The 21,762-nt window shown below is 51.9% G+C and carries 17 protein-coding genes; 8 read left to right on the forward strand and 9 right to left on the reverse strand.

The features are described 5' to 3' along the window. Positions 1-7: 7 nt before the first annotated feature. Positions 8-2,770: a helicase gene (locus Tel_16860; protein ALP54926.1), complete on the forward strand. Its 2,763-nt coding sequence runs from the start codon at positions 8-10 to the stop codon at positions 2,768-2,770. Positions 2,771-3,302: 532 nt separating this feature from the next. Here Tel_16860 and Tel_16865 read toward each other — a convergent pair. The 4 genes from Tel_16865 to Tel_16880 form a co-directional block, all read right to left on the reverse strand. Next, complete coding sequence (locus Tel_16865; protein ID ALP54927.1) at positions 3,303-3,938, reverse strand: hypothetical protein; 636 nt, start codon at positions 3,936-3,938, stop codon at positions 3,303-3,305. 570 nt (positions 3,939-4,508) lie between these two features. Beyond that, positions 4,509-4,820 carry a hypothetical protein gene (locus Tel_16870; GenBank protein ID ALP54928.1) on the reverse strand — a complete coding sequence of 104 codons (312 nt, stop codon included), beginning with the start codon at positions 4,818-4,820 and terminating at the stop codon, positions 4,509-4,511. Between the two features lie 224 nt (positions 4,821-5,044). Then, the gene (locus Tel_16875) at positions 5,045-5,710 is read right to left on the reverse strand and encodes a hypothetical protein (GenBank protein ALP54929.1); all 666 of its coding nucleotides are present in this window, start codon (positions 5,708-5,710) and stop codon (positions 5,045-5,047) included. A gap of 37 nt (positions 5,711-5,747) precedes the next feature. After that, a complete protein-coding gene (locus Tel_16880) occupies positions 5,748-7,199 on the reverse strand; it encodes a hypothetical protein (protein ID ALP54930.1) in 1,452 nt (483 codons plus the stop codon). Positions 7,200-7,308: 109 nt separating this feature from the next. Between Tel_16880 and Tel_16885 the strand changes: the two genes are divergently transcribed. Beyond that, positions 7,309-7,554, forward strand: a complete 246-nt coding sequence (locus Tel_16885; GenBank protein ALP54931.1) for a hypothetical protein — start codon at positions 7,309-7,311, stop codon at positions 7,552-7,554. 15 nt (positions 7,555-7,569) lie between these two features. Here the strand turns inward: Tel_16885 and Tel_16890 are convergent, their stop codons facing one another. The 4 genes from Tel_16890 to Tel_16905 form a co-directional block, all read right to left on the reverse strand. Further along, positions 7,570-10,626, reverse strand: a complete 3,057-nt coding sequence (locus tag Tel_16890; GenBank protein ALP54932.1) for a hypothetical protein — start codon at positions 10,624-10,626, stop codon at positions 7,570-7,572. A 118-nt stretch (positions 10,627-10,744) separates the two neighbouring features. Beyond that, positions 10,745-11,641, reverse strand: a complete 897-nt coding sequence (locus tag Tel_16895) for a hypothetical protein (protein ALP54933.1) — start codon at positions 11,639-11,641, stop codon at positions 10,745-10,747. Positions 11,642-11,921: 280 nt separating this feature from the next. Beyond that, positions 11,922-12,572 (reverse strand): hypothetical protein, encoded by a 651-nt coding sequence (locus Tel_16900; protein ALP54934.1) that lies wholly within the window; start codon positions 12,570-12,572, stop codon positions 11,922-11,924. After that, on the reverse strand, positions 12,560-13,111 hold the full coding sequence (locus tag Tel_16905; protein ALP54935.1) for a hypothetical protein: 552 nt from the start codon (positions 13,109-13,111) through the stop codon (positions 12,560-12,562). The genes Tel_16900 and Tel_16905 overlap by 13 nt, the downstream gene beginning before the upstream one ends. A gap of 368 nt (positions 13,112-13,479) precedes the next feature. On the opposite strand from Tel_16905, the gene Tel_16910 reads away from it, so the two are divergent. Both Tel_16910 and Tel_16915 read left to right on the forward strand, forming a co-directional pair. Then, the gene (locus Tel_16910; GenBank protein ALP54936.1) at positions 13,480-13,779 is read left to right on the forward strand and encodes a hypothetical protein; all 300 of its coding nucleotides are present in this window, start codon (positions 13,480-13,482) and stop codon (positions 13,777-13,779) included. 36 nt (positions 13,780-13,815) lie between these two features. Further along, the gene (locus Tel_16915; GenBank protein ALP54937.1) at positions 13,816-14,010 is read left to right on the forward strand and encodes a hypothetical protein; all 195 of its coding nucleotides are present in this window, start codon (positions 13,816-13,818) and stop codon (positions 14,008-14,010) included. Positions 14,011-14,111: 101 nt separating this feature from the next. Here the strand turns inward: Tel_16915 and Tel_16920 are convergent, their stop codons facing one another. Then, entirely contained in the window at positions 14,112-15,290 is a 1,179-nt protein-coding gene (locus tag Tel_16920) for a cysteine sulfinate desulfinase (protein ALP54938.1), read from the reverse strand. Positions 15,291-15,448: 158 nt separating this feature from the next. Between Tel_16920 and Tel_16925 the strand changes: the two genes are divergently transcribed. Genes Tel_16925 through Tel_16940 form a run of 4 tightly spaced genes read left to right on the forward strand, consistent with a single transcriptional unit; the run spans position 15,449 to position 21,761 of the window. Next, the gene (locus Tel_16925) at positions 15,449-16,399 is read left to right on the forward strand and encodes a hypothetical protein (GenBank protein ALP54939.1); all 951 of its coding nucleotides are present in this window, start codon (positions 15,449-15,451) and stop codon (positions 16,397-16,399) included. Further along, positions 16,399-19,794 (forward strand): ATP-binding protein, encoded by a 3,396-nt coding sequence (locus Tel_16930; protein ALP54940.1) that lies wholly within the window; start codon positions 16,399-16,401, stop codon positions 19,792-19,794. Before Tel_16925 ends, Tel_16930 begins: the two co-directional genes overlap by 1 nt. A gap of 3 nt (positions 19,795-19,797) precedes the next feature. Beyond that, a complete protein-coding gene (locus Tel_16935) occupies positions 19,798-20,634 on the forward strand; it encodes a hypothetical protein (protein ID ALP54941.1) in 837 nt (278 codons plus the stop codon). A gap of 38 nt (positions 20,635-20,672) precedes the next feature. Further along, the gene (locus tag Tel_16940) at positions 20,673-21,761 is read left to right on the forward strand and encodes a hypothetical protein (GenBank protein ALP54942.1); all 1,089 of its coding nucleotides are present in this window, start codon (positions 20,673-20,675) and stop codon (positions 21,759-21,761) included. Position 21,762 lies beyond the last annotated feature (1 nt).

Below are 21,762 nucleotides of genomic sequence, written 5' to 3' on the forward strand. Positions count from 1 at the left end.
GCGATCGATGACCGAGCCCAGCTACCAACCGGGCCAGCGGGTCCTGCACGCTGAGTTTGGCGAAGGGGTGGTGGTTCAGCTCACCGCCAACGGTTATGTGCGGGCGTTCTTCCCGAGTGGTGAGCGGCAGGTCTTCGGTGAATCGCTGCGTCCTGTTACCAGTCGGGCCGAACAGATCATTGCCCATGTGGAGGGCGGTTCGCAGCGCCTGCGTGATGCCTGGCTGCATGTGGAGGCGCATGCGCTGCCGCTGATGGAGAATGCAGCGGCACTGACATCGGCACGCATCGACCTGCTGCCGCACCAGGTGGTCTTGACGCACCAGGTGGCAACGGCTGCGCCCCGGCGCTTTCTGGTGGCTGACGAGGTGGGCCTCGGCAAGACCATCGAAACCGCCCTGATTCTGCGCGAGCTGGCCAGTCGCGGTGAACTGGAGCGGGCCTTGATGGTGGTGCCGGCAGGGCTGGTCAACAACTGGCATCGGGAGCTGAACGAGGTCTTCAACCTGGATTTCGAGGTGTTCGGCGCGGAAGGCGATGTGACCGACCGTCGCAGCAATGCCTTTGCCAAGCACAATCGCCTGATTGCCAGTGTGGACACCTTAAAGCGGCGAGCGCGGATCAACCGATTGAAGGAGGCGCCGCCGTGGGACCTGGTGGTGTTCGACGAGGCCCACCACCTGTCGGCATACCGGAACGGCCGTAAGGTGCGAAAGACCGAGAACTACAAACTGGCTGAAGCCCTGCGCGACCACGCGCGGGATCTGATCCTGCTCTCCGCCACGCCACACCAGGGCGATCATTTCCGCTTCTGGATGCTGATCCAGTTGCTCAACCCCACGCTGTTCAGGAGTCCCGAGGAGATGGTGGCCGAGCGCCACCGCCTCAACGAGGTGGTCTATCGGCGCACCAAGGCCGATGCCTGCACGGCGGACGGTTCGCCGCTATTCGCCCGACGCTGGGTCCACACCGAATCCTTCACCATGAGTGCCGCCGAGAAGGCCTTTTACGCCAAGCTGCGCGAATACCTGATCGACGGTTTCGATCTCGCCAAGCAGCAGGGCAACCAGGGCCGAGCCCTCGGCTTTGTGATGACCATCTTCCAGAAGATTGCGGCTTCCAGTTTCGCGGCGGTTCGCAGCACCTTGCTGCGCCGCCAGTTGGCGCTGACCATTCACGAGGCCATCCTGAAGGATGATGCACTCGACATCGACGGCCACCAGGCGCTGATGGAGGAAGCGCGTCAGTTGATCCATCAAAACACCAGCCTGGCTGATGATGCCGTAGGCCGTGGTGAGGTGGATCGTGTTCTCGCTGACCTCAAGCTCCGCTTGATTCGCAAGCTCGATGAGGATCGCCTGGCGGCGGTGGCCTCATCCGAGTCCGCGGAAGAGGTGACCGCGGAAGGCGAGGAGGCCGCGACGACGGCGGTGGAGCTGTCGTTGCCGGAGGAACGGCTTCGCATTGCCGATTTGCTCAAGGTGTGCCCGCAGGAACGGGAGACAAAGGTCGACAAGCTGCTGCGCGGGCTTGGCGCCTTGTGGGAACAGAATCCGGGCGAAAAGGTGGTCATATTTGCGACCTACTTGGCGACAGTGGAGCTGTTGGGCAGGGAGATCGACGCCGCTTATCCAGGGCAAGGCGTGGTGGTGCTGCGTGGCGGAGACCACGGCACGAAACTGGCCGCAGAAAGACGCTTTCGCAAGCCCGACGGTCCGCGAGTGTTGATCTGTACCGCAGCGGGCCGAGAGGGGATCAATCTGCAATTCAGCCGGGTGCTGTTCAATTTTGATCTGCCCTGGAATCCAATGGATGTCGAGCAGCGCATCGGGCGCATCCATCGCTACGGACAGAAGGATACCGCTCAGGTCTATAACCTGGTGCTCTCTGACACCATCGAGGGTCGCATTTTCCTCATGCTGACCGACAAGCTACAAGAGATTGCACGCACCCTGGGCAAGGTGGATGAACAAGGCAATGTTGCCGAGGATTTGCGCGGTCAGATTCTTGGGCAGCTTACCGATCGCCTGAGCTATGACCAGCTTTACCGGGAGGCGCTGTCCGATCCCGAACTGAAGCGCACGCGCCAGGAACTGGAAGCGGCGATGAGCAATGCCAGGGAGGCGCGCAAGGTGGTCTTCGAGCTGTTTCAGGACCTGGATCGATTCAGTCTCGAAGACTACAAGCCGCTGGCGAACATTGATGAGAGCAAAGCGCGGATCATGGAATTCGTGCGATCGGCCGTGGAATACAGTGGGGGAAGCTTTAGAACAATCGACGAGCTTCGCTTCGAAATCACCGAGGATGCGAATTCGGCGCCGATGGTTTGCACCCTGGACCGTGATCTCGCGCAGCAGCAAGAGCAGTTGGAGCTGATCGGCATTGATCACCCGCTCGTTGACCGGCTTCTGAACCGATGGCGGTCAGCGGAACCGTCGTCGTTAGGCGCTGCGGCTTCGGTTGGTATCGAGCAGCCGGTCGCGCTTAGCATCTGGTTGGTGCATTCCTTCGGAGCCCGGCAGGATGCTGGTTCCCATCTGGTTCCCATTGCTGTCGAGCGAACGGGCAAGCGTGTTCCGAACATCGAGAAGCAATACCGCGATTGCTTCAAGGCCCCGACCGGAAGGCCCCAATTTCAGCCTGACGAGCGGGCCGCGCTGCTTCATGAATATATTGAGCCCATGTTGCAGCGCGAACTGGGTCATCGTGGGATCGCGAATCCGGACAAAGGCTACGCGACGGAAATGCTTGCTTGGGTAGAGATGGATTGAGGTTTCCCGGCAGCATTAGTCCCCGACCGCCCGTCACGCCCCTTGCAACCCCAGGCAAGCGCCGCGCCGGGCTAGGGCGGTGCCAGCCCCACCCGCCGGGCAATGCTCCGGCGGCTACGGCCCAGATACGCCTTCGCCACCTGCGCAATGCCCTCAGTGCCTTCACTTCCCGTCTGGCCCCTCCGTTCCCGCCACCGCCTCGCACTCGCCCAGCTCGGCTGGTTGCTACGAGCCCTTTAATGGCAAGCTAACGGATTTCGACACGATCCGGCGAATAACATAAAAGGTCAATAACGTTGCCTTAGTCGGCTTTTGTCATGCTGCGGCAAGGATTAAGACTTTAATAATGCACGCTGATCGTGCTGATAGACGTACCTCTTTATGCTGAGGACAGTAATGTCGGAATGTATACAAGGCTTTGGCTGATTCCGTTAGAAGCCTCAGCATAAAATGAAATCAGAATTGGCGTAAGCACGACTAATTAGAAGTTAAAACCCGATAAAATAGGCTTCCTGAGGTTTTTCAGTTCGAACTAAAACTCTTGATCTGAAGACGCTAGATCATCGAGCACGGGCATTTTTTCGAGTTTTTCTCCGTTCAAACTTCTTACTATCAGTTTAACCGCGTCAGTTGATATGCCCTTAAATGCATCGATTAGCTCTTCTCTAGGAATCTGGTCAGCGTTCGCCTCACTACCGCGATAGGCCTTCTCTCCAAATACAATCACTGTATCGCGCCAGATGACCTGGTGGTTATCTGCTCGTCGCGCGATCCCCATGACCCTAATAAACGGTCGATATGATTTGACAAATCCAAACTGTTCTTTTCCTTGGCGCATTCCAATACCATATGCCATCTTCATTACTGCAATGGTTGGGCTGTCGCTCGGTAAAGCCTCTGCAATAGCAGTGCAACTGCCCGCATCGGAACATTTAACGTATTCAACGGATTTGACTGTTATATCAGCATTGTCGTTAAAGACTAAGCTTAGTAACGTGCTTGACTTCGTGCCTTGTCTCAATTCCTTAATGAAATGTTGGCTGACATCAAAAGCACCAAGCAGTTTTTCATATTCATTGCTCTCGAGGCGTCGATCGTTCCTGCCTTCATAATTGCCGAATGCATACCAGCCTAAGGGTCCATCAATAAAAGGCTTAAATATGCCCATAAATCGTGGTTGAAAATAGGTGTTGGTATAAGCAACAGCTAGCGTGTTTCCCTGTTTTGCCGGCAGCTTGTCCGAATTGATCTGAACTGGTGTGTGTATTGATGCGCAGCCACCACTGAAAAGGACGACTAATAATAAAAACGAATGCTTAGCAATTGGAATCACCACTGCTATCCTCATTAATATAGAGGTAAAATATATCATACATTACGAGCAATTGGATGGCGATGAGGGCAATATAAATGGGTTTACCTTGAGACTTTTTCCCACCAAATGATGGGTTCTGTAAATGAAGAAACATATCCTGAGTTCTGACTTTTGGTCGTTTGCCCTGTTTTAAATCAATTAAAGTTATAGGCGGCTGAGGCTGCGCAACTGTTATTATCACTAAGGATCCATGTACGAAGTTATATGCTCGCTCACGCTCGCCCATCCGCCTCCCCCGCCCACCTGCCCGGCCCCCTAGTTGGTCCCGGGCCGTCAGCCGCCGCCCTTGGTCTCAACTGGCAAAGCTTCTCCCGGCGCCGATGCACCGGGGCCGGGCGGGCGGTGTCGCGGGCTTGAGCCATGCTATTGCTCGAACGACTTAATGCTCCAGATGACAGTAAGTGGGTCGTCGAATGTCTTCTCGAAAAATTCTCTGGCCTCTATCTCCGGGTACGTCTCGGGAACGAAGGCGTTTATGATCAATTGTTGCTGGGCGTCCAGTAATAGTCTGAGGTTCACGCCGCACTTCTCGCAGACGAGGATTGCATCGCCAGAGCCAAAATATTTCTTTGCTTTAAATTGGCCACAGCCCGGGTGAGCAAGTTCGAGTTCTTCTAGGGTGGGCAAAGGCTCGGCGTGGTATTGGTAGTATTTCATCGAAATCTTTCGGTTCATCTGGTAACCCTTTTAGTTAAGAATGAACGGGCTACCATAGCGAAACACGCGCGGGGCTTTTACTATCATGCCGCTTTTTACTGTTGCTTCCGGACGTGCGAGAGCCAAGCGATTTCTAGCCATTTCTCGTGATTCAGCCCAACCATAGGCAACCGCAGTCATTCCGCGGCTGGGCAGTTTTCCCCAGGTACTTGCTGGCGCGGACCGTCTGGCGATGATGAACGTTAGTATTTTTCCTTAATCAAATCCGCCCCTTCGTTCCGTGCATTGTTGACCACAGTGCTTACTGGATAGCACTCCATCTTCGCAGGCGGGTAGGGTGTGAGCAGGTCGCGAAGCGTGTTCGTGTTGTGGTTGTCCGGGTCGAGCCAAGTATCGTAACCTTTGGTCGAAAGTATCACCGGCATCCGGTCATGGATAGGCTCGATGAGTTTGTTCGCCTCGGTCACGATAATCGAGCAGGAATCAATCACCTCGCCCTCCGGACCCTCCCAATGCTCCCACAGCCCGGCGAAGGCGAAGATGTCGGTATCCTTCAGCCGGATGTTGTAGGGCTGCTTGCGCCCCTTCTCTTTGCGCCACTCATAGAAACCACTTGCCGGAATCAGGCAGCGGCGCTTCTTGAACGCCTCGCGGTAGGCAGGTTTCTCGTGCACCGTGTCGGCCCGGGCGTTGATCATACTGTATTTGAGCTTCTCATCCTTGGCCCAGAAAGGGATCAGCCCCCAGTGCAGCAGCGCCAATTCCCGCCCGGCGTCCTGCTGCCGAACGACGGGAACGTCCTGGGAGGGTGCGATGTTGTAGCGTGGCGAAAAATCGATTTCATTCAGCACGTCGAAATAATCAACTAAGGCCTGGGCGTCGGTGATGATGTTATAGCGTCCGCACATTAGAATATTATAAATACCTCGTGCATGGCTGTCGCCCTTATGCGTTCTTTTTAAACAATTTCCTGCGAAATACAATCAGAGCTAAAAAAGTACATAGTCCGGCTAGCAGCAATGCCAGTTGCCCATAGGTCAGGGTGGGCTCATTAATGATCACAAGCTGTTTGTCCGGCGAAAACAGCTGTTGTGCGGCTTTATGTATATCCGCCGGTGTTAGGGCCGTGATGCGTTCCTCTTCGTCCACGAAATCCCCGTAAAGCTTCAGCTCAAATGCAGAATTTGCATAGTAGTCAGCGATGTCGCTGTTGGCCTCTATCCCCTGTACCCGGCTTAGAAGCTCTTGACGTTTGACGGCTTCAAAGCTTGATGCGTCCAGCGGGTCGGTTCGCAGTTTGTCGAGTTCTCGCTGGATGATCGCTGTCGCATCCTGTACGTGCTCGAGATCTACATCAGCACTAAGTAGAAGTGCGCCGTGTTCGAGGTTATTGACCAGTTCAACTGAGGGCGCATACGCCAGGCCAGATTCGGTTCTCAAGGCGTCATAGAGGACGAAGTCCAGATATGTTGCGATCAAAGTGTGGGCATAATAATCACTACCCCGAAAACCATTTGTAGGGAAGGCCAACGCGATCCAGGCATCACTGCCTAACGGAGGGTTGAGGGTGCCCGAGAGGCGTAGCGGTCCGGTGTACGCTGTTGCCAGTCTCTGTGATACGCGAGAAACCGTAGAGGCGGGTAACCGACCGAAGGTCTGTATGATTTTCTCCCTGACACGGTGTGGCAAAAAATCACCCACGACGATCAGTGTCATGTTGTTAGGAACATAATAGCGATTGAAAGTCGCCACGATATCGTCTCGTGTAATATTTTCGGCAGTTTCCTTACGCGTGCAGCCTTGAGATAAAAATTGCGCGGCTTTGTCCAGTCCCGATTTGCCAATCCCATTGTCGTAAAGCCAGGCATCCAAGTTAGAGGGCTTTCCCCCGCTCTCGCGGTGGATGATGTCGCGGGTAACGGCCACGCGCTCCTCGCTCATGGTCGAATCCGTTACTATCTCATAAAGGAGATCCAGCCCTTCATCCGTATAGGGGCTGTAGAGATCGACTTCATATATTGTGTCGTCCGTCGAAGTCGTTGCGTTCCAATACCCCCCGTAATCGCGGATAAGCGCGTCCAGCTCCGCTTCTGTGTGATTGGAGGTGCCCGCGAATAGTAAATGTTCAAGAAAATGCGGAGTTTCTCGCCTGCCGCAGGGGAAGTCGGAAAATCCTACACCCACCGCCAATCTAATAGAAACGGTACGAGCAGTGTCGCGGGGTTTGAGAATGACTTGAAGGCCATTATCAAAGGTCTGGTGCTCTACATCGTATAGGCCGGGCGGGCTATACACTCCTGCCCATACCAAGGTGATCGAATAAAATAAAAGAAATAAACCTGATAATACCGAACGCAGCATCATTTTTCGTTGACTCACTACCGTGATATGCCCCATCGTCCTTATCGGCCGCTTTGGTATATGTATCCAGTAAAAGCTTCATAATATGGCTTGTTAAGCCGATATATTTCTTATTGGTTGGCTTATAGTAAAAAGGGGATTACCAATGAGATTCGCAATAATGACGTTATTTCTGGGGCTTGGATATCTACTGCAAGTATTTGGCGGCATAGCTCTGCTCGCGATATTCATTTTTGGAATATATACACTATTCACAACTTCGATGGCGACTGGCCTTATGTTGATTGGTGGCGTCGTTGTTGGTGCGTGGATCCTCCAAATTATTTCAGCATTGTTAATTACGATAGGAACAGGGGCGGCGGCAATTGGAATTAAAGATGAGGAAAACTAACTCAGCTAAATTGAATTAGTTTCGGCTGAGCGCGTAGTACTTTATTCCCGCCACAATAGTTTCAATCGGTAGATCCGGGCTAGGTATTTTCCACCCGCGGGAGACCCATCTCTCCGAATTGACCATCTGCTCCTCAGTCAAAATGGCTACAGGTGGCGATGCCTCTGGCCATGCCAGCTCAGAAAATAAGTCGTCTTCGCCCGGCAAATAATACTCCGTGTCTGGTGCTGGCGCGCCAGATTCCTGAAGTGCAGAGACCAGATCTCGGAGGCAAGGGGATACGTTTGCGCGTACAAGAACCCATGGACTCATGTCCTTTGTTCTTGGTGTTGATGCGGTTTCGGTAAGCGCGCCAGACGTCTCGATCCGTGTCCGGATCTTTGCCCCAAAACTACCTAATGAAGGTGACTTGTTGAGGCCGCATTTATTTAGGTCTGCGTCCATCATCGACTTATTCTTTATGGGATTGAGGAAAGGTGACTCCGTACCTTTGTCCGTTAACATGTACAGGCAGTGCTCAGCTCGAGTCATGGCTACGTAAAATAGCCGTCGCTCTTCTTCAAGCACAGCATGGGGTGTCACGCCAAATAGTTCGAACAGAAGGTTATCCGGATGTATTTTTGGAAATTGCCGCCATGTGACATCCAGAATAATGACTCGGTGCGCTTCTTGGCCTTTCGAACTATGCGCAGTCATTGTGTTAATACACTTTTCTAGACTCTCTGGCTTCACCTTTCTGAGGGTAGACAATATCTTGATCAGCCGAGCTCTGAAGTCTGCTAGCTCGATTCCATAGACTTTGCCGGTGCGGGCCAATAGTATGGTTTTCTGATCCGGTGAACCAAGAATAATCTGTGTACATTGCTTCAATGCCTGTGCTTGCCGTAACGCGAACTCGGACGGGTTTTTCCCATCAGATCGTGGTAAAAGATATAGATAGTCGGACTCTCGCTTCTCCCGAAACTGATCTCCCGGCCGGAACTCAATCCAAACATCACCGAGATATTTCGTTTCAATATGCCCCTGTGCTAATCGACTGACCTTTGCCGGAGTTCCGCGTCCGTTCATCAGTTGGTTTCCGGCGGTGACAACTGACCGATTACTTCGGTAGTTGGTCGTAACTCCAACTGTCTCTGCGTTAGGAAAGTATTCGCCAAATCGCTCATAAAAACGAAGTTCTGCCCCGGCAAAGGCGTTGATAGCTTGCCAGTCGTCACCAACCGCCACTAATCGGATACTTGGGTTGGCCCTTAAGATTGCGCCAAGCATTCTAAAATACAGTTCGGAGAAGTCTTGGAACTCGTCCAACAAAATCCACCTAAGATTGCCAAGTGGTTGCATTCGGCCCTGCCCAAGGTGAATACTGGCCGATGATCCGCGGGCCTCTACCTCCTCAGCCGCTTGCACGAGGAGGTCATCAAAGTCCATGGCTTGATGCTCGTCTAACATATCTTCATATTCACGGTACGCGCGCAAGGCGAGTTGATGGAACATCCTGGCACGGGGCTCCTTGTCTGGCTTTTCCGCAATGCGGCAGGCGATTACGTCGGCCGACCAGCCGCGCTTTTTGGCGCGCTGAATGAACTGCATGAATAGCTCTGCCATCCGGGATATGGCGAAGTCTTTTTCGAAGACACGGCCGATGATCTCGTCCTTTGGAAGTCGTTGGCACCGGATGCCGGCTCTTTGGAGAACGCTCCTTATCCGGCTCTCAAACGTCTTTCGACCATCTAGCGCCAAGCCGGCATGCGTTTCTAGCAGTGGCTTACCCTTTGATTCCCAAAACGCTCTTTTGTCCAAGATTTGTTTCCGGTATTGTTCTGTGGATATATCCCAATGTTCTGGCAGATCCGCATTACGATTCTCCGGGTCGATCGCCCAGTGCTCAAGGATGTAATCATGTCCGTTCGCGACGATGGAAAAATCGGGCTTGTATGTCGCGCCGTCCAGGAAGTCGCTTTTCCATTCCCAAGCGCGTTCGTACCGATACTCGATCCCATGTTCGAACAGAAAGTCGGCGATGAACTTCTCGCCGTTGGATTTTACTCTTTCACCGCGTAGAGTTACCAACTCTAAAGCCCGGCGAAATTGCAGATATTCTTTGGGCGGCAGGTCTCGACCGATATTTTCAATCTGCTCTAGTTCCTTCCGAAAAAACTCAACCATCGCTTCCTTGAATGCGGGGTTTAGGATTCGTTGCATCATGCGCTGAACGAAGCGGCTCTGTTCGCGGGCAGAAGGATGGCCGCCAGTATCAAATAGCAGTTTCCGTTTGGGCTTGACGAGCTGGTAGGCAAGGCTGTGGAAAGTCCTGGCGTTTTGATAGTCAGGGATGCCACTTGTCTTCTGGATACGGTGCTTCACCTCAACAGCAGCAGCCTTGTTGAAGGCCAAAATCATGACCTGATTAGGCGTCAGACGCTCATCACGTATCGCCAATGCCGCGCGCGCACACAACGTACGTGTTTTTCCTGATCCGGCTCGAGCCTTGATTAGGACACGAGATTCGGGGCGTGCATTGGCTCGCTCCTGCTCTTCATCTAATCGCATTCCGATGGCAGTGAGATGACTGCGCACCTTCGGAAGTTTAAGTGTGATGAAATCGTCTGTAGAAAATTCCACGAACTCAGCACGATTGTTATAAATGGTGTCCAGATCTGCCATTGATCCATTGCGGAAGGTATTAATGAAGTGATGCATGAACTGCGCTTCTGACTTTGCGGCTTCATAGTCGATTCGAGCCCACCAGTCAGCGCAGCTGGCCTCGTAACAATGATCGGCTTCACGGTAATTGGCCTCATCAAGTAGTCCCTGAACTTGTTCGCGAATTTTCCTGCGTGCTACGGCGATCTTGCGAGCATCTTCTTCTGCGACCTTCCGAGCTTGCTCTTTCTTTGCGCGGGATACGGCTATCTGGTATTCAGCGACCGGCCACCATTCGACGCACTCATTGCTATATAGATTATCTGCCTTGGTATATTCGCATACGTTCAGAAGATCTAGCACCTCTGCTTTTAGTTGCCGCCGTGCTTCAATGCGAAGATCTTCCTCCACAGAAATTAAACTATCCAATGGGATCCCGCTGAAGGATCCGTTTGGAAAAATTGCTGTACAGTGTCCATCAGGATGAATCTCAATGAGCTCTCCAATCCCGAAATCTGGACGTGACTTGTGTCTAACTCGTTCGCCTTTATTCATTTACGCCCCACATCCCACCACTAGTTGAGGCATCGCTTGCGCGCAAGATCAAGGATAACCTGTGGGTCCGTTTCCATAACCAAAAGTCCACTCCCTCATTCAAATCATCCGATGAAGACTTTCGCGAGGCACTTAGCCCGATCAATCCCAGCGTGATCAATAGCGCCGAGATCGGTTCTGGCACGGAGTGGGCGGTGATCCGCCAAATCTTATCTGCATCGCCCACGAACATGTTGCCACCACCGTCGAACACGAAATCGTTCGGCCCGATGAAGGGCGCATTGCCCTTGCCTGCAAAGCCGGTGGCGAAGGTCTCGAGCACGTTTTGATCATTCAGGAACATCAGAGCGCCTAGGTTGACGTCGCTAATAAACAACCGCCCGCCGAAGCCGATGCCGGTGAACGTGCCGCCCAGCGCGGTGACTTTCCCTAGCTGCGTCCGGTTGCCCAAGGCGTCTGCGCCGTAGACCGTGCCGCTGCCGTGGTCGATGAAATACATCTGGCCGGAGTCGGACAAGGAGATCCCGTAGGGCCCGTTCGGAGCACTCAGACCGGAAAGAAATACCGAATCATTGCCTAAATTGTCGATGCGCGACACGGTGCCGTCGCCGCTGTTGCTGACGAAGAATTCGCCGCCCCAAGCCTCGATGGAGGTGGGGAAGGAAAAGCCCGAGGCGAACAGTGACGTGGAGCCGTCGGCCAACACCTCAAAGACGTCGCCTCGGCTGGACGTGCTGGAGGCAACATACAGCCGTCCATCCGCGTCGAAGGCAAGGTCGGTGGGCTTGTCTATGCCGCTGGCATAGATGTCGAGGTCGGCAGGGCCGTTAAGCTTGAGGATCCGCCCGCCATCATAATCGGCGGCGTACAGATTGCCCTGATCATCCATGGCTAAGCCGGTGACGGCCCCCACTCTTTGGGCAAAGAGTTCCACGGCATAACCATCAGGAACGACCGGCACGGAAACCGCCGCACCGGGCATCAGAAGCAAACACGCGAGGAGTGCCCGGCACCCGCGATGCGTCCTATTGATCAACCCCATGTATCCCCCAAATTTGTGTGTTTATGTTAACCATGGGGGTGGTACCGGCGCAACCGCGTGGCACGCTTTTGTGCCCTGGACATGTTCATACAGGCGGCGCGGAATGCTTCAAAGGCCCTCTCTTCGCTCACTTGTCACAATCATTCTCCACCGCGATGCTGAAATGTTCGTCCCGCTTCCCCGGCAAGCCGTCCTTGCGAAAGCGCTTGCCCCATAGCAAAAACGTCACCTCCTCATCCGAGGCCAGTGTGGACATCCCTTCGACCGCAATCCGAACCGGCTTTCCGCGCTGTTCGACAACGACGATATCCCCGACGGTGACGCCCAATACGTCCTGGCACAGGCTGGCCATCTCCGCCTCGAGTTCCTGCTCCCAGCGTTCCAAGTCGGTATCCACCCGTCGCCAGGCTTGTCTGACCGATGCGAGCGAACCTGCGTCAATCCGGGAAAACCACATACGATCAAAGAGCGCGAGGCGTTCATTCGGCATCGAGCGCTCCATATCAATCGCCGCACTATACAACACGTCGTAAATCGCCCGTGCCTGCATAAGCGCCCGGCAGCGATCCGCATAAGGCCTGAGCCAGGTTCGGCTTATACGGCCGGGCAGGCGCGACGGCTCGCGCGGCATCAGTTCGATCGGGCAGATGTCCTTCACCATAAAGGGTTTGGTCTCGAACTGATGCGTTGTCCAATCGTTGCGCACTTCGCACCGCAACCAAACCTCATGGGCCGAAACGCATAACTGGGCTTGGGCCTGACCGGTTACCCCCGGCATATAGACAATACCGATGTCATGACGCCGTAAAGTTCGCGCACCACCTTGACCCCTACCTTGAACGCCTTCCACTGCTTGCACTGGACCAACAGCTTCTCGCCCGGCTTGGTCAGCACGAGATCCACCCCGCCGTCCGGCCCGTCGCCGCCCAGCTCACGCACATCATAGCCCTGGCGGCGGTAGGCCTCTCCGACCAGCATCTCGAATTCAGACCAGGACATGCCGTCCAGAACAGTGGGCGAATCAACGCTGGCGACGCGGCAGTGAAGCGAAGCACGTTTACTGCGGGCGATAAGCGACATAAGGGCGCCGAGCCCGAAGACAAAGGGCAGGAGGTATTGGAGAAAGGTCGCGAACGTTTTGAGCATTTGCGGCCCCACCACCGATGCGGGTCTATGCCCAGGGTCAGGTGTGATGGCTTGCGAGGCTTCGTGGCTGAAGTAGAGGTAACTAGCAATGGCCAATAGTACCCCAACCCACCAGGGTAGCTTGGACGTGATATCTACCAAATCTTCGAATATGGATTGCCGTCTCGGCATCGGACCCCCATCCCACCATTGTCGGTTTCCCCGCCCAATAGACCTGAATGTTGGCACATCACGGCCGGGATGCAAATCACGTCGAGCAGACCTGCCAAGACTTCTGTAATTATTACATTGCCCACGACTCCCTCTCCTACTGGGTGGTGTTAGTCTGCGCCGCTGCGACCTTTTGCTCGGATCTGGTGTGCTCCGGCGATTTTGGACGACAAAGATGATGCCCTTGGGTCATAATCACACCAAGACCACATCCTTAAGACCGAGCCAAGGACATCTGCCCTGCCAGCCTCGATGCCTCCCGTAAGGCGAGAAATCCCGCCTATCGCGACTTTGTCCAGACACGGCGCGCTCAGGACCACGGAGGATTAGTGGACGGCATTGAAGTCTATTCAGTAGCCATCGGAAGACAACAAGGAAGGGTTTGTGCAGTTGTTGATTACCATACGGGGGATAAGAGCATGAGTGATGCGATAAACCGTGAAGCGGATATTCGGACGCTTATGGCCCAGACCGGCATGTCGCGGACAGAAGCTGCATTTGTGCTCGCCATTGAGAGTGGCGAAATCGCTGGCGATATCATCGAACTTGGGGTAAGTGACGAGGCTCCTGAGACTGTTGCACGGCCGGGCCAACAACGAACCGAACGTCATGACCTGGATAACGATTGAATACGTGCTTGGCTTTTATGGTGAAATCCAGGCTTGATGCCCGACTATAGCAGCCAATCTTGCCGCATTGGTGACTGCCAGGAAATAGTGGCAGACGATTTAGGGAAAATCATGCTGGCGGGGGACTGGGAGCGCCCGGAAATGCCTGCCATTTACGCCCGAAAACTTGCGCCTGATAAAGGAGCGATGGCTGAGCTTGTTAAGCGGCAAAATCGACAAATGATAATATAAACCGTAGTTGTCGCGGCCTAATCTGGCAGTTACTTATTATTTTGCAGGATTCATTTTCCGCCAAGTGAGAGACGGTGTCCTACCAATTAGGGTTCAATTGCCTAGATTGTTGGGCTGATGTTTGATAGCTTAGTTAGCGCCCCATCAATCATTCTTGTAGCCTCAGTCAGCTCTAAATCTGTAGTCTCAAAACCAATACTAAACCGTATAACTGAGTCTGCGTCTTCACTGGTTAAGCCGATGGCTTTAAGCACGTGAGACGGCTCCGGAATTCCCGACGTACATGCCGAGCCGGTTGAGGCTGCAATATTTGGCTGAAGTACTGCAAGTATGTCTTGCGCATTGAATCCGGGAAAGCCAATCGAAATGTTTCCAGGGTGACGATGATCCATAGGGGGCCCATATAAATTAGTGTCCCACGATAGTGTTGTGAGCATTGTCGCAAATTTATCTCGACGAATACGTAATTCATTACGCAATCGATCCAACTGGTTTGTACACATATACTCGGCGGCCGCCCCCATTCCAACACATAACGGTGTAGGCAAAGTGCCTGATCGTAATCCTTGTTGCTGACCACCTCCGTATATTAATGGCTCGATGCTATCCTGTAATTCACGGCGAATATAAAGTACGCCAATACCCTTGGGGCCGTACATTTTATGGCCAGATAGACTTAGCAGATCAACATTGTGACCGAAATTCTTCATATTCATGGCTATAGGCGCTTGGGATGCATCGCAATGAAAAACAGCCCCATAAGCTCTAACGGCCTCCGATAGACTAGTGATATTCTGCATGGAGCCGATTTCATTGTTAACGGCCATAATGGAGGCCACGAGCACATCATCTCCGAGCTGCTGCTCTAGGTCGCCTAAGTTAATATGGCCGTTATTATCTACAGGTATGGATTCCACGGTAAATCCGTATTGCCGTTCCAGAATGCGTCCAACGGATAAAACACATTTGTGCTCTATGGAGCTCAGAAGAATCCTCTTTCGCTGAGAACCTTTGAGGACAGCACGTTTGGCTAGGCCTAGCAACGCCAGATTATTCGACTCTGTAGCCCCGGAGGTAAAGACTACTTCATCGTTATCGACACCGATGAGACAGGCAATTTGTTGCGCTGCGCTCTCGATCGCAGCCGCAGATTTCCAGCCAAGCACGTGATCTGATGCGTGCGGGTTAGCGAAGAATTCAGCGAAATATGGTTGCATTTTGAGCATAATTTCGTCTGAGACAGGTGTAGACGCTTGATAGTCAAAATACAGTGTTTTCATGATTTAACAGTAATATCAATGTATTATGAGGTATTATTCTAATTGCCAATCTGCTGAGATTTCGACCGGTTTCTGGGGGAAGCTCCCAGATAGACATTGACCATAGCACACGCCCTATATTAGAGTCACCTGGACGGATCATCCAGGAGAACAAGACCATGGCGCGCGGGCCACTCTACCAACAAGACTACAAGCCTCAATTTTCAGGGCATGAGACCTTTCCGTTACGGTACGGATGGCTAAAGAAGTGCTTTGACCGCGTATCTAAAACCGAGCAAGATCCCGACAACAAGCCCCTATGTTGGGGCGACGATGCCATTGCGCACTTTGGTGTGGGTAAGAATATGGTGTCATCTATGCGCCATTGGGCCACTGTTGCAGGCATTATTGAGGAGCCGTCAGGCACTAATCACGTCAAGACCACTCCGCTCGGCCAACTGCTATTCGGAGACAACGGGGTTGATCCTTATCTGGAGCACCCCAATTCGTTATGGCTGATTCATTGGAAATTGGCAACAGAATGGAAAAAAAAGACGACGTGGTATTGGGCGTTTAGTTACTACTCGGCCGTAACCTTTGAGCGGGACAAATTCATAAAGCGTTTACTGCGTGATTGGCCCAATGCCGCTCAAACTACGGTTAAGAATGATGTGGCTTGTTTTGTTCGCACATATGCGGCGCAACCGTCTTCCGCAAAAGCGGGAAGAGACGACTCTCTTGAATGTCCACTTACAGAACTCGGGCTAATCAAGCCTGTTTCAAAGCGTGATGAATTCAGGTTTGTTCGCGGCCAGAAGACCACATTATGTGACGGCACGTTTGCCTATGCCTTGCTGGAATTTTGGAAGGAGTTCTCCCCGGCGTCTTCAACACTCTCTTTTGAAGCGATTGTGCATGAGCCGGGCTCACCGGGGCGCGTCTTTTTGCTCGATGAAAATGATGTTGCCGACAGGCTATCTCATATAGATAGCGTGACTAATAATGCACTGCGATGGTCAGAGACCGCGGGACTTAAGCAGGTTGTTAGTACTCCTGAGTTTGATTTCGGTAATGCTCTAGATTTTGTTCAAAAGGACTTCGAACGATTAAATGACAGGGAGGCGGCATAGTGGCGTTAGTTGATCAAGTTGCCATCGCCCGACGTTTTCTAAAATCCATTCGCATTGATACGGATTTCGGCGATAAGAATGCTCTTGATGGGTTCATCTGTCCGCAATCTTCCGCCGACATTCTTATATCGATGGCCCAGCATGCCTCTGATGCCGGGCAAGGCGCTTTTACGTGGACCGGCCCTTACGGCAGCGGCAAATCTAGTCTGGCAATCGCGCTGAGTGCATTGCTCAATGGCAATCAGGAGTTACAGAAAGAGGCGGCAAAAGTCTTTGGACGTAAGCTCACCAATGCCATATGGAAGGCGTTTCCGACTGGCTCAAAAGGTTGGCGTGTTCTACCGGTTGTAGGCCGGAGAGACGATCCCGTCGAGGTTCTTGGAGAAGCCTTAAAAGAAGCAGGATACGTTGTCCGTCGCCCCAAAGGGGGCTGGACAGAAGGGCATGTGGTCGACGGCTTAATGGATATTGCGACGAGCAAACCTAGGACGCATGGCGGCTTAATCCTGTTTGTAGATGAAATGGGGAAATTCCTTGAGGCGTCTGCGCAGGATGGTTCGGATGTTTATATTTTCCAGCAACTCGCAGAGGCTGCCTCCCGAAGCAATGGCCGTTTTTTGTTCGTCGGTGTTTTGCACCAAGCCTTTGACGAATATGCACACCGTCTTTCACACGAGCTTCGTGATGAATGGGCGAAAATTCAGGGACGCTTTGTTGACCTGCCAGTCAACACAATCGGCGAAGAACAGATAGACCTGATATCTCGTGCGATTGAATATAATAATGTGGCTCCTCGCGCTAAGGATCAATCTAAAGCTGTTGCCAAGATAGCTCGAAAGGATCGCAGTCAGGATGCCGACCGTCTAGCGGAGATGCTAAAAAATTGTTGGCCGCTACATCCGGTTGTTGCCTGTCTGCTCGGACCGATTTCCCGTCGCCGGTTTGGTCAAAACCAGCGCAGCATTTTTGGTTTTCTCAATTCGGCAGAACCGAATGGCTTTCAGGACTACTTACGTTCGGCTGATGAGGAAGACCTCTATACACCTTCGAAACTTTGGGATTACTTACGCGCCAATCTGGAGCCTTCCATTCTCGCCTCGCCGGATGGTCACCGTTGGGCGCTCGCCGCAGAAGCATTGGAGCGCTGTGAAGCTTTGGGAGGTGATGGATTTTTAGTTGATCTTCTAAAAACGATAGCCGTGGTTGATCTCTTTAAAGAGCGCTCCGGTCTCGTTCCAAGTTTTGGGCTCATCCAGACATGCTTTCCTGATGTTAGTGCGAAGGATCTCAAGGCTGCACTGGAGAGGCTGGATAAATGGTCCCTGACTATTTTCAAGAAGTTCCAGAATGCACACGCCATTTTTGCCGGTAGTGACTTCAATATTGATCAAGCCGTAGGCGTGGCACTCGACGAAATTGATGAGCTTGATTTTGATGCACTCAAATCATTGGCAGGGTTACAGCCCATTCTGGCTAAACGCCACTACCATGAAACCGGTGCTATGCGGTGGTTTGATGTGAATATCACGCCAGCCAAAGATGTCATGGATGTGGCGACTCGCTTTAAACCCAAGAATGGCGTCATCGGCGAATTCCTGCTTGTGGTGCCGACCGAGGGTGAAGAGGAAGGGCACGTTAAAACACTTTGCCGGGACGCAGCCAAATTGAGCGACCAATGGGACATCGTGGCAGGCTATTCACCACGAGCCTGGTCGGTTGTAATGTTGGCCCGCGAATTATTGGCGCATGATAAAGTGAATAATGATCATCCGGAGCTAGCGGGTGATCCTGTTGCGCGGCGAGAGGTCACAGCAAGACTTGCAGACTTGCAGGCACAGTTGGAAACCGAACTCACGAAGTCCCTCGATAAGGCCGAATGGTGCCGAAAACATCATTCTACAAAACACTATCGCCAGTCTGATCTGAATAGCCTCGCCTCCGATCTAGCAGAAAGACGTTATGATCAATGTCCAAAACTTCACAATGAGCTTCTGAACAGACAAAAGCCCTCCAGTAGTGCTATTGCAGGGCAAAACGCTCTCTTGCGGCACATGATCACAAGAGAGGGCGAACCACGTTTGGGAATTGACGGTTATCCGGCAGAAGGCGGTCTTTACGCCTCGTTGCTGGAAGCCACAGGGCTGTACTCAGAAACAAAAGACGGGTGGCGCTTTGTAGCTCCCTCCGATAATGAGGCGGATACATATAGGCTCTTTCCTGCCTGGAATGCAGCCATCCAGTACATAAAGAAGAATAAAAAACGCTCGGTTGCCATCTCAGAGCTTTATGCTCTCTGGGCGGAGCAGCCATACGGGATTAAGGATGGATTGATGCCGGTTCTGTCGGTCGCGTTTATTCTCACTCAGCGGGAGAATCTTGCTATCTATCGGGAAGGTATTTTCCGTGCGCGGTTTGATGATGTCGATGTTGAGTATATGGCCAAAGATGCCGAGACGATCCAACTGCGCTGGATGGACCTGAATAAGATTTCACGTCGCATGCTATCCGATATGGCCGACGTTGTACGAGACCTTGATGAGAAAAACGAACTAAAACACCTACAGCCGATTGATGTAGCCCGTGGTCTTGTGGCGATCTATGAAAAATTGCCGAACTGGACGAAACGGACAATGCGTCTTTCAGCAAGAGCTATTCAAGTCCGCGACATTTTCAAGCGCGCGCGTGACCCGAATAAATTTTTGTTTGACGATATCCCTGCACTGGTCAATTCCAAAAAAACCGACATATCCGACAGAGACGACATTCGTAATATCGTCTCGATAGTGAAGGAAGGGTTGCAGGAGTTGGTGCAGGCATATCCTCTTATGGTTCATCGGCAAAGGGACATGCTTCTTGCCGAGCTACAGGTTCCTAACCTTTCACGTCAGTCTCTCTTGGAGCTTCGTGAGCGGGCTGAGAATGTTAAAGAACTTGCCGGAGATTTCCGTTTAGATGCTTTTGTCGGGCGCTTGGCTCAATTTGAGGGAGATGATGAAGGCTTCGAGGGCATTGCAAGTCTTGCAGCAAACAAGCCGCCCAGAGATTGGGTTGACCCGGATATGGATCGAGCATCTATCGAGCTAGCGGATATGGCGCAGAAGTTTCTCAGAGCCGAAACTTTCACACGGATCAAAGGACGCCCGGAAAAGCGCCAAGCGATGGCGGTTTTGGTTGGAATGGAAGGCAGACCGGCCCCGCTACTGGAAGAGTTTGATGTGATCGACTCGGATAGGGATGCCATTAACGATCTTATCGACCGGGTTTCGAAAACGCTTGATTCAGTTGATACCAATAGCCGAAGCATTATTCTTGCCGCCTTGGCAGAGCTGAGCGCCCGGTATATGCAGGCTCCCGAGGTGGAGAAACGAAAAACAGGAAACGGAAAGGTCGCATAGGATATGTCTGGAAATGAGATGCACGTTCTGGGATTGTCCGGCGGTCGAGATAGCGCTGCACTTGCTGTTTACATGCGGCAGCACCACCCGGACATTGAAATTGAATATTTCTTTACCGACACAGGTAAGGAACTCCCCGAAGTATACGAGTACCTTGGCAGGCTAGAAGGATTCTTGGGCCAACGTATTCGCAAGCTAAATCCCGACAGAGATTTTGATTTCTGGTTAAAACAATACAACGAATTTTTACCTTCAGCACAGACGAGGTGGTGTACACGACAGTTAAAGCTGAGACCATTTGAGCAATGGGTTCGGCCTTTGCTCGAAGAAGGTAAAATAATATACAGCTATGTTGCAATTCGTGGCGATGAAGAATATCGGGAGGGTTATTCTTCGAAAGATGAAAATCTGATCATTAAGTTACCCTTCAAAGAAGCCGGGATAGATAAGGCTGGCGTGCTGGATATTTTGGAGGGGGCCGGTCTCGGGCTTCCGCATTACTATTCTTGGCGAACACGCAGTGGCTGCACCTTTTGCTTCTTTCAGCAAAAAATTGAATGGGTGCGCCTAATGGAGCGCCATCCCGAGGCGTTCGAAGAAGCTAAAGCCTATGAGAAGAACGCTGTTGATCACGGCTCTCCGTTCACCTGGAGTCAGGGCGAATCTTTGGATGAGCTGTCTAGGCCGGAACGTGTTCAACAAATCAAAGAAGATCATGAACAGCGTCTTGCCAGGCAGAAAAGCAAATCCCAACCGAACCCGCTACGGTCAGATAGCGAGCCTTTGGATATTGATGATCTATATGGTAAGGCCAAGGTGTGCCTTGCTTGTCACAAATAAATGGCGGAAATTTGATAAGTAATAATTAGTGCATGTAGATGAACCCTGAAAATATAGTTGCAGCAATTGAAAAGTTTTTCTTTGAGATCATCGGGCAACTGTTGCCTGGCTTTCTATTCCTGGTCGGCTTGTACTTTGTTCTTCCAGATGCGTTCGTAAAAAGTTATACACCTTCAAATAGTCTCGGATATTGGAGCCTTGTCGGTGCGTCGTATGCAACAGGTAGCGCGCTCACGGCGCTTGGGAGCTACATTATTATCCCGCTATATCTTCGTATTGTAGCAAGTACACTTATTTCTTGGGTGCTTTCGAAACGTATTAAAGATATGCTTTTATCAAACGCGGAGATTGATAAAAAGCTACGGCAAGGTGCGGCGTTTCAATTCATTAAGGCTCAGTATCCCGAGAATGCATCGCTGCGCACATTAAGGAATGTGGCGATGTCATCCATAAACTCATCTGACAAAGAAACTACGATCAGATTTATGTTTCTCAGTCTTTTGAGCCAGGGGATTGCAACAAGCATTCTTCTCCTTGCTGTTATCCAATCAGTCGTTTGGTTGCCGACATATATGAGGATTTTGGAGGGGGTAGGCTCCACAGCAGTACTATTCATGACTGCGCTAATTGTCGCACTACCATTTATCCTGAGAGAGCGCGAGTTTTTTGATCGGGCTCGTCGCCTGCCAATAGACAGTTATTTTGCAACCCTGAAGCCGACGGTCTCTGCCGAGAACCCAGGCCAGCCAATGAAAACCGTATATCTGTCTGGCGGTCATTATTCGGGTTGGCAGAAAGATGTAATAAAAGAGGCTAATGGTTTCGAATATAAGGATCCCAGTAAAAATGACCTCACCGATCCAAGACTTTACACAGAGTGGGATTTAGAAGCTATCCATAGCAGTGATATAGTGTTTGCGTATTTTGAAGACGCGAATCCAGCTGGGTATGGCCTTTCCTTGGAGGTTGGTTACGCCGCAGCACTCGGCAAACATATCATATTCGTTGACGAAAAATCTCATCAATCACCTGATGTAGGACGTTACCTTAAAATTGTGCAAGAAACGTCAAACGTTGTCTTTGATTCGTTGAACGATGGAATCAGTTACTTGAAATCACTATCGTAAT

The organism is Candidatus Tenderia electrophaga, assembly GCA_001447805.1.
Taxonomy (GTDB): domain Bacteria; phylum Pseudomonadota; class Gammaproteobacteria; order Tenderiales; family Tenderiaceae; genus Tenderia; species Tenderia electrophaga.